Annotated in this window: 8 protein-coding genes and 2 tRNA genes; all 10 read left to right on the forward strand. The window is 57.3% G+C overall.

What is annotated here, in order from left to right:
- The first annotated feature begins 212 nt into the window (after positions 1 to 212).
- The 10 genes from ACESYO_RS16145 (at position 213) to ACESYO_RS16190 (ending at position 6,764) form a co-directional block, all read left to right on the forward strand.
- Positions 213 to 593, forward strand: coding sequence for an ArsR/SmtB family transcription factor (locus tag ACESYO_RS16145; RefSeq protein ID WP_082669693.1), 381 nt, complete (start codon positions 213 to 215; stop codon positions 591 to 593).
- 51 nt (positions 594 to 644) lie between these two features.
- Positions 645 to 860, forward strand: a complete 216-nt coding sequence (locus ACESYO_RS16150) for a cation transporter (protein ID WP_058967094.1) — start codon at positions 645 to 647, stop codon at positions 858 to 860.
- Between the two features lie 154 nt (positions 861 to 1,014).
- Positions 1,015 to 2,886: a heavy metal translocating P-type ATPase gene (locus ACESYO_RS16155; RefSeq protein ID WP_058967095.1), complete on the forward strand. Its 1,872-nt coding sequence runs from the start codon at positions 1,015 to 1,017 to the stop codon at positions 2,884 to 2,886.
- 117 nt (positions 2,887 to 3,003) lie between these two features.
- The gene (locus ACESYO_RS16160) at positions 3,004 to 3,255 is read left to right on the forward strand and encodes a sporulation transcriptional regulator SpoIIID (protein WP_058967096.1); all 252 of its coding nucleotides are present in this window, start codon (positions 3,004 to 3,006) and stop codon (positions 3,253 to 3,255) included.
- Positions 3,256 to 3,390: 135 nt separating this feature from the next.
- Positions 3,391 to 4,242, forward strand: a complete 852-nt coding sequence (locus ACESYO_RS16165) for an NAD(P)/FAD-dependent oxidoreductase (RefSeq protein ID WP_058967097.1) — start codon at positions 3,391 to 3,393, stop codon at positions 4,240 to 4,242.
- Between the two features lie 165 nt (positions 4,243 to 4,407).
- Positions 4,408 to 4,481 (forward strand) — tRNA-Gln (locus ACESYO_RS16170).
- 40 nt (positions 4,482 to 4,521) lie between these two features.
- Positions 4,522 to 4,597 (forward strand) — tRNA-Pro (locus tag ACESYO_RS16175).
- Positions 4,598 to 4,721: 124 nt separating this feature from the next.
- Positions 4,722 to 5,075, forward strand: a complete 354-nt coding sequence (locus ACESYO_RS16180) for a hypothetical protein (protein WP_058967098.1) — start codon at positions 4,722 to 4,724, stop codon at positions 5,073 to 5,075.
- Positions 5,076 to 5,121: 46 nt separating this feature from the next.
- Positions 5,122 to 5,724 (forward strand): TetR/AcrR family transcriptional regulator, encoded by a 603-nt coding sequence (locus tag ACESYO_RS16185; protein WP_058967099.1) that lies wholly within the window; start codon positions 5,122 to 5,124, stop codon positions 5,722 to 5,724.
- 74 nt (positions 5,725 to 5,798) lie between these two features.
- Positions 5,799 to 6,764: a zinc-dependent alcohol dehydrogenase gene (locus ACESYO_RS16190; protein ID WP_276872336.1), complete on the forward strand. Its 966-nt coding sequence runs from the start codon at positions 5,799 to 5,801 to the stop codon at positions 6,762 to 6,764.
- Positions 6,765 to 6,894: the final 130 nt, after the last annotated feature.

Here is a 6,894-nt window from a genome sequence, read left to right on the forward strand (position 1 = left end):
TCTCTGTTCTTTTACTTTTCATGCAAAAAACCTGCTCTGGCTTGATTGTCACAGCAGGTTTTTCTACAAGCTGAAAGGGCCGCCCGATCATTCGGGCGGCCCTTTTGCCATTTTCCCCGCGAATTTTACACAGGCAGTATTGACAGCCCCCAATCTGCACGCTATAATAAAATTAACACATGAACACTTATTCATATATGAGGTGATTTTATATGACTCCCCACGAGCATCCGGCGGAGCACAGGGCAAATCCTGCCGCAGAAGCTCCGCTCTTTCACCCGGACGCGGTGGAAACCGTGCGCGCCAACCTGCCGGACGATGAGTTCCTTTATGATCTGGCCGAGCTGTTCAAGGTTTTTGGCGATTCCACCCGCATCAAGGTGCTGTTCGCCCTGTTTGAAAGCGAACTGTGTGTGGGCGATATCGCCCAGGTTCTGGGGCTTTCCCAGTCGGCAGTGAGCCACCAGCTGCGGATTTTAAAGCAGTCCAAGCTGGTCAAATTCCGCCGGGAAGGAAAAACCGTTTATTATTCGCTGGACGACGACCATGTGCGGTCCATGCTCTCCATGGGCGCCGAGCATGTGGAGGAATAAGCCCCTCCTTTCTTTATTATAAAAATATATACCATAAAGGAGTTTTGAATCATGCAAAAGAAATTCAGCATCGAAGTGGATTGTGCCAACTGTGCCGCCAAGGTGGAAGCCGCCGTGGCTCAGATTCCCGGCGTGAACAGCGCCGCCATCAGCTTTATGGCCCAGAAACTGGTCATCGACGCGGAAGAGGCAGAATTTGCCCGCATTCTGAAGGAAGTGGCCAGGGTTGGCCGCCGCATCGACCCGGATTTCGCCATCGATTTCTGACCCGGGGCCAAGGCAATACCACACAATTCCAGGTGGTGGAGCGCGCCGGAAAATTTTGGCGTGATACGCCGCCTGAACCGTTAGGCGTGAATTGTGCGGTATCGCCCTAAGCCCCAAGAGAAACGGGCTATTGGCCCGGTTTGAGGTGTTATCTATGACAAGAAAACAGACCCGCATGCTGCGCCGCATCCTGATTTCCGTTGCGACACTGGCGGCGGTTTGGGTGCTCTGCGCCTTTGTGCCCCTGCCCTGGTACGCACAGCTGGCACTGTATCTCATTCCCTATCTGATTATTGGCTACGATGTACTGCGCAAAGCGTTCCTGGGCGTGGTGCAGGGCGAGATCTTTGACGAGAACTTTCTCATGGCCATCGCCACCGTGGGTGCGCTGGCCTTGCAGGAATACCGGGAAGCCGCCGCCGTTATGCTGTTCTACCAGATCGGCGAGCTGTTCCAGAGCTACGCGGTGGGCAAGAGCCGGAAAAACATCGCTGCCCTTATGGACATCCGACCCGATTATGCCAATCTGGAAACCAGCGAAGGCGTGCAGCAGGTGGATCCGGATATCGTAGCCGTAGGCGACGTGATCCTGATCCGACCCGGTGAGAAAATTCCTCTGGACGGCGTTGTGCTGGAGGGCAGCGGCACCATCAATACCAGCGCCCTCACCGGCGAAAGCCGCCCCCGCCGGGTAAGCCCCGGCGACGACGTGATCTCCGGCTGCGTGAATCAGGATGAAGTGTTGCGGGTAAAGGTATCCAAGCCCTTCGGTCAGTCCACCGTGGCCCGCATTCTGGAGCTGGTGGAAAACTCCAGCCTGAAAAAAGCCAAGGCGGAAAACTTCATCACCAAATTCGCCCGCTACTACACCCCCGCCGTCTGCATCGGCGCGGCGGCGCTGGCCATTCTGCCCAGCCTGTTCACCGGTCAGTGGGGCGTCTGGGTAAGCCGTGCGCTCACTTTCCTGGTCATCAGCTGCCCCTGCGCACTGGTCATCAGCATCCCGCTCACCTTTTTCGGCGGTATTGGCGGTGCTTCCCGCAGCGGTATTCTGATCAAGGGCGGCAACTATCTGGAGGCTCTGGCGCAGGTAAAAACCATCGTGTTCGACAAAACCGGTACCCTGACCCAGGGCGTATTCCAGGTGACTGGTGTATTCCCTGCCGAGGGTTTCACGGAAGAAGCGCTGCTGGAAACCGCTGCTCTTGCCGAAAGCTGGTCCAGCCATCCCATCGCTCAGAGTCTGCGTGCCGCCTGGGGAAAGCCGGTGGATTCCAGCCGTACCCGGCAGGTACACGAGGAAGCCGGTCACGGCCTGACCGCCCAGGTGGACGATGTGCCGGTGGCCGCGGGCAACGCCCGCCTGATGGAGCAGCTGGGCGTGCAGATCCCCCAAAGCAACCAGCCCGCCGAGGGCGCAACGGTGGTGTATCTGGCCATCGACGGAGCTTATGCAGGCTTTTTGCAGATCAGCGACGTGGAAAAGCCTACCTCTGCTCAGGCCATCCAGAGCCTGAAGCGACAGGGCATCCGCACCGTGATGCTCACCGGCGATGCCGAAGCCGCCGCCCATCAGGTGGTCCGGCGCCTCGGGCTGGACGATTACCATGCCCAGCTGCTGCCCGGTGACAAGGTGGAAAAGCTGGAGCAGCTGCTGAACACCAAGGCTCCCAATACCACGCTGGCCTTCGTGGGCGACGGCATCAACGACGCTCCGGTGCTGCGTCGGGCGGATGTGGGCATCGCCATGGGCAGCCTGGGTTCTGATGCAGCCATCGAAGCGGCGGACGTGGTGCTGATGGACGATGATCCCGCCAAACTGCCGCTGGCCCTGCGCATTGCCCGTAAGTGCCGGCGCATTGTGTACCAGAACATTGTGTTCGCGCTGGCGGTGAAGTTCCTGTGCCTGATTCTGGGCGCAGTGGGCATCGCCAACATGTGGTGGGCAGTGTTCGCGGACGTGGGTGTGATGGTGCTGGCCGTGCTGAATGCCACCCGCATGCTGCGCCCGATCAAGCCGGAATAAACAGCTTTCAAATCCCCCGAAGGAGAAACCTCCCTCGGGGGATTTTTTCGCCCGCATAGCCGGTTTGCGGCGCGCATACACATGAAATAAAACTCATGTGTGGGGGAATGCGCAGTTATGAAAGGCAACCCGGAGGAGCGAGCCGTGCTGCTGGGCGAATACATTGCCTGCACCGGCGCCACTGTGCGTGCCGCAGCCAACCGCTTCGGCATCTCAAAAAGTACCGTTCACAAGGACGTAACCTCCCGTTTGCGCCATCTGGACCCGGAGTTGTTTCGCCGGGCGCAGACGGTGCTGGAACGGAACAAGGCGGAACGGCATTTGCGGGGCGGAGCAGCCACCCGCCAAAAATATGCGCACCCACCCTGAGCTGAGTCTGTGACCAGATTCCTTTTCTCTTTGTGTGAAATCGGGTATAATAAAGAAAAACATCACCGCTTTCCCGCCGCCGGGCCATTTCCGGCCTGACCGGATACGGCGGTTTACACACAAGGGAGGATCTTCATGGATCGATTTGACTGTGCCGTGATCGGCGGCGGGCCCGCCGGGCTTTCGGCAGCCATCAATCTGCACCAGCGGGGCAAGACTGTTCAGGTTCTGGGCGCTGCACCCGGCTTTCTGGCAAAGGCTGAACAGGTGGACAATTATCTGGGCATGCCCGGCGTAACCGGCGAGGAAATGCTGCGCCAGTTCTCCGCCCATGCAGCAGCCATGGGCATTCAGGCCCTGCCCGGCCGTGTGGCCAATATTCTGCCCATGGGCAATGGCTTCATGATCAACTTCAACGGCGAGATTCTGGAGAGCCGCACCATCGTTCTGGCCTGCGGCATTGCACGGGCCAAGCCGGTGCCAGGCGAGGCGGAATTTCTGGGCCGTGGCGTTTCCTATTGCGCCACCTGTGACGGCATGCTCTACCGGGGCAAAAAGCTGCTGGTCTGGGGGCTTTCCCCAGAGGCGGCCCACGAGGCAAACTTTCTGGATTCCATCGGCTGTCAGGTAAGCTTTGTTGCCGCCAAGCAGCCGCCGGAGCTGCGGGAGAGCGTGCGTTTCATTCCCGGTAACCTGAAGGCTGTCGGTGGCGGCGATGTGGTGCAGTGGGCACAGATCGGCCCCAAGCAGGAGGCTTTCGACGGTGTGTTCATCCTGCGCAGCGCCATCGCGCCGGACACCCTGCTGCCCGGTCTGGCCATTGAGAACGGCTCGGTTCCGGTGGATCGTTCCATGGCCACCAACCTGCCCGGCGTATTTGCAGCTGGCGATGTGACCGGTGCTCCTTTGCAGGTGGCCAAGGCGGTGGGCGAAGGCCTGATCGCCGGGCTGAGCGCGGCGGATTATCTGGATAAGAATCCCGGCTGATCGTATATTATCCCATCTGAAAAATTCCCGGTGCGGGCCCAAAAGCCTTCGTTTGGGCCCGCACCGATTTTCTTTTTCATTTTTTCAAAAAAAGGGTTGACATTTACAAAAGCCAACGGTATAATAATAAAGCACTCAGGGCACGGCCCAAGAGAGCAGAAATATTGGAGAATTGTGTAAGGGTAGCACGACAGACTCTGACTCTGTTTGTGAGGGTTCGAATCCTTCTTCTCCAACCAGAAATAGCAGCAGCCCGCACGCTGCTGCTATTTTTTACATCGGGGTGTAGCGCAGCTGGTAGCGCGCCTGGTTCGGGACCAGGAAGCCGTGGGTTCAAGTCCCGTCACTCCGACCAGATACCGCAGAGGGTTTCCTCTGCGGTATTTTTATTTCCCCCACTGCCCAACACGGCAGCTGGTTCGTGTTGTTCCGCCTTTTGCGCAGGGCTGGTACAATAAAACAAAGGAGGCCAATGTGCTATGAATACCGACAAAATTTACGCAGAACAACTGGCAAACGAATACGCGCCGAAAAATCACTCCAAGGTGATTGCTCTGCGCAAACTGGATGCCCGGGCCAAACTGCCCGCAACCGTTTTCACTTATTCTCTAGGCATCGTCGCCGCCCTGATCACCGGCGTGGGCATGTGCCTTTCCATGCGGATCATCGGCAGCGGCAGCACCGCCATGTTTGTGCTGGGCGTGCTGATCGGTCTTGCCGGGCTGGTCGGAATGGGCCTTAACTACCCACTTTACAGACGTCTGCTGGCCAAAGGCAAGCAGAAATATGCCTTCGAAATTATGGAATTGGCAAAAGAGATAAGCGAAGCATAAACCAAAACAGCCGGGCCTCGCCCGCAGGCAAAGGAGATACAATTTCTTGAATAAAGCGGAAAGCAAATATTTCAGCACCGCAGCCCGAATGGACGAAGCCCTTCTGGCTCTGCTAGAAAAGAAGGACCTGCCTTACATCACCGTTAAAGAAATCTGCCAGCAGGCCGGGGTAAACCGATCCACCTTTTATCTGCATTACGAGACCATCGGCGATCTGTTGGCCGAGAGTGTGCAGTATATGACCGAACGCTTTCTGGACCACATGCGCCAGCGCACCGAACCCTTTGCAGCCAGCAATACGCCGCTTTCCGCCGGGCGGGCCTATTTCGTCACGCCGGAATATCTGGAGCCCTATCTGAGCTATATCGCACATAACAAACGGCTGTTTTGCACTGCCATGGAGCAATCCGCCGTTCTGCGGCTGGACAAGGTATACCAGCGGATGTTCCGCCATGTGTTTTCCCCCATTCTGGAGCAATTCCATGTTCCGGAGGAAAACCGGGAATACCTGATGACCTTTTACATCCACGGCCTGATGGCCATTGTAGACCAGTGGCTTCAAAACGACTGCGCGGACTCCATTCAGAAAATCTGCGCCATCATGCAGCAGTGTGTGGCCCGGCCCGGCACACAGAGAGGAACACCATGAAAGCAGCAATCTACGAAGGAAAAGAACAGATCCAACTGAAAGAGCTTCCCCTCCCCGAGATAGGAGAGCGGGATGTGTTGATCCAAAACATTTACTCCAGTGTCTGCGGTACCGACACCGCCGTCTTTTTCGGCGGACCCGGTACCGGACATAAAGTGACTGTGGGCGGTGAATTTGGCCACGAAACGGTTTCCCGAGTGGTCAAAATCGGAAATCTGGTCACAGATTTCACCATCGGGGAACGGGTATACCCCTACCCGCTGTGTGCAAAGAATGATCCGTCCCGTGCGGGAACGCTGGGTGGATTTTCCGAATACATTCTCGTACCACAGGCCCGGCGCAATGTGAGCCTTTATCCGGTGGACGAGCGCATTTCCGACCGGCTGGCAAGCCTGATTGAACCCTTCACCGTGGGTTGTCGGGCGGCCAGACGCGGCATGATTCCCGCCGGTGAAGGCCGCTACCTTTCCGGCCAGTTTGCAGTGGTATTCGGCTGCGGCACCATTGGCATTGCAGCAGCCGCTGCCTTCTCCTATTTTGGGATGGCCCGGGTCATGCTCTGCGATTTTTCGGACTTCCGACTGAATCTTGCCAAAAGACTGGGCTTTGCCGTATGCAATCCCGCACGGGAGGATTTCAGGGCCCGTGCACTGGATTATTTCGGCACTGCGCCCTCGCTGTCCGGACAAACCGCAAACATCGACTGCTGGCTGGACGCGGCGGGAGCTCCGTCCATTCTGGAGGATTTTCTCCGCTCGGGCAAGATCGAAAGCCGTTTTGTGAGTGTGGGGGTAAACAATGCGCCGCGCACCATCGATCTGCTTCACATGACCTACGCCCAACAGAGCATCATCGGCTCCGGTGGATACATGCCGCAGGATGTATGGGATGTTCAGCATATCATGACCTGTGGCCGCTGGGATCTGGAATCCATCATCACTCACGAGTTTCCGCTGGACCAGTTGGAAACCGCCATTCGCACCGCCGCTGACGTGGACCATGCCGGCAATGTGGTAATCCATGTATGCAGCGACTCCTGACTCACTTGACTCCACAAGAAAAACGGCTCTCTGACAATGCGGTCAGAGAGCCGTTTCAGCCTGTCGAAAAAGGCCACCTATCGGTGGTCTTTTTCTCGTATAAGGAAAGGGAATGCGGTATAATGGTGTG

The sequence above is a fragment of the Allofournierella massiliensis genome (assembly GCF_964241245.1).
In the GTDB taxonomy this organism is placed as follows: Bacteria; Bacillota; Clostridia; order Oscillospirales; family Ruminococcaceae; genus Allofournierella; species Allofournierella massiliensis.